The organism is Aeromonas sp. HMWF015 (genome assembly GCF_963878965.1).
Classification (GTDB): domain Bacteria; phylum Pseudomonadota; class Gammaproteobacteria; order Enterobacterales; family Aeromonadaceae; genus Aeromonas; species Aeromonas veronii.
In genome coordinates this window covers 1-1664 of sequence record NZ_CAWNZT010000274.1, presented here as the reverse complement: position 1 = coordinate 1664, position 1664 = coordinate 1, and the positions used below count along the sequence as shown (strand labels likewise).

Below are 1664 nucleotides of genomic sequence, written 5' to 3'. Positions count from 1 at the left end.
GGGCATTGCCGACGCCTGCCAGAAACGCCTTGAACTTGGTACCGGCCTCGCCGCCGCTCATGGTGGCCTGCAGCTGGCCGAGCACCGCGAACTGCTCATCCATCGCGATGCCGGCGGCGGTAGCGTTGGCGCCAATTGCCCCGAACGCATCGGCCATGCCTTGGCCGGTGGTCTTGAACAGCTGCACCGCAAGCGCTGTCTTGCCGGCCACATCCTCGACCCAGTTGGCCTTGCCCATCTGCTTGGCCTGCTGCTCGAAGATGCCGTACATGGTGCCCATGTAGTTAGTGATGGTGGCGGTGTCGGCCTTGGTCGCCTTGGCCAGGGTGGTCGAGGCGCGGGTGAAGGCGGGCAGCTCGTTACCTTCCAGCCCGGCAATGGCTGACTGGATATCGTAGGAGGAGCGGACAATCTCGGTCGCCGATTCCCCATACTGGATAGAGAGCTTCAATGCTTCGCGCCCCAGTGCCCCGAGCACCTCTTTTTGCACATCGAGCGAGGCCACCTCGGCCAGCGCCCGATCCATCTCGATGGCCGGGCCCAGGGCAGACTGGATCGCCAGGCCACCGGCGGCCACCGTGGTGGCCCCCATTGCCATGCTGCCCCAGCCCTGACGGCCGGCCTTGCTGACCTTGTCCATCTGGGCATTGATGCCGGCAAGGGGCTTGGTGACTTGATCCACCAAAGCCACCTGCATCATCAATTTTTCCATCCAGGCCATAGGTCGTTATCCGTTGAATGCGTTGGCGATGCCCTCGGCCACCGCGGCGGCGTGGGACTCCCGGGCGTGTCGGTCTAACCAGAGGGCGCGGGCCAGGCTATCGATGTCGTCTTCGTCATGGGGCAGGTAGTGGCGCCGCAGTGCCAGCGCCTGCTCCAGGTGATTGCGCTCGATAGCCTCGGCGCGCGCCGTCAGTTTTTTACGGTGATCTCCAAGTCGGGGGCGAACTGCTGGTTAATGGCGCCGGCCAGCTGCAGCGCCGCGCCCGGGCGTTTGAGCAGCTCATCGAGCGCCTCTTTGCTCTCCTGGCAGACGATCTTTTTCAGGTAGTTGTGGGCCGGCGCGACCTTGTCGCTTGGCATCATGTCGTTGATAAAGCCGTTGTAGGCCACCATGGTGGGGGCGAACTTCAGCTCTTTGCCGGCGACGTCCAGGGTGATGATGGGGGTGGTCATGGGGTGGTTTCCTCTTGTTCAATCCAATGGTTCAGGGTGTTGATTTGGGTCTGGCAGCGGCGCAGCGCCATCTGCAGGGTGGGGATAAACCGCACGGCGTCGCCGTAGGTGCGCCCAGTGAAATCAGGCTCCGGGCAGTGGGGCACCAGCCCCGGCGGTGGAAGCCGCTTTACCACCTGTGTTTGCACCACGGTCTGGGGCTGGCTGGAGCAGGCGCAAAGCAGCGCCAGGCAGAGGCTCGCGAGCACAATCCGGGCGGCCTGCCGGCGGCGTGGCCAGCGCTTGTTGCAGTTCATCGGCGGTTTTCCTCTGTTGTTGGTCGAGCTCGGCCAGGGCGGCGTTCTGGGTGCCCAGCAACTTGCGCAGCCCCGCGGCATCGCGCTGCAGCGTCGCCAGCTGGCTGGCCTGCTGCGCGTTGGTCTGCTGCAGGGTGTTGATGGTCTCGTTGGCGGTGGCGAGCGCCTTGCCACGGCTCTCCAGCATCCGGC

5 protein-coding genes are annotated in these 1664 nt (G+C 64.8%); all 5 read right to left on the bottom strand.

The window, feature by feature from the left end; genetic code table 11:
• Positions 1-721: phage tail tape measure protein (locus AACS18_RS14385; protein WP_146184718.1), on the bottom strand; the 721-nt coding region annotated here is incomplete at its 3' end.
• Positions 722-727: 6 nt separating this feature from the next.
• A complete protein-coding gene (locus AACS18_RS23515; RefSeq protein WP_374806362.1) occupies positions 728-862 on the bottom strand; it encodes a DUF6890 family protein in 135 nt (44 codons plus the stop codon).
• 50 nt (positions 863-912) lie between these two features.
• Positions 913-1176 (bottom strand): putative phage tail assembly chaperone, encoded by a 264-nt coding sequence (locus tag AACS18_RS14380; RefSeq protein ID WP_029299933.1) that lies wholly within the window; start codon positions 1174-1176, stop codon positions 913-915.
• Positions 1173-1364 carry an Rz1-like lysis system protein LysC gene (gene lysC / locus AACS18_RS14375; protein ID WP_257725872.1) on the bottom strand — a complete coding sequence of 64 codons (192 nt, stop codon included), beginning with the start codon at positions 1362-1364 and terminating at the stop codon, positions 1173-1175. Before lysC ends, AACS18_RS14380 begins: the two co-directional genes overlap by 4 nt.
• The coding region (locus AACS18_RS14370) for a hypothetical protein (RefSeq protein ID WP_108611862.1) at positions 1300-1664 on the bottom strand (365 nt) is incomplete at its 5' end. The genes AACS18_RS14370 and lysC, both read right to left, overlap by 65 nt.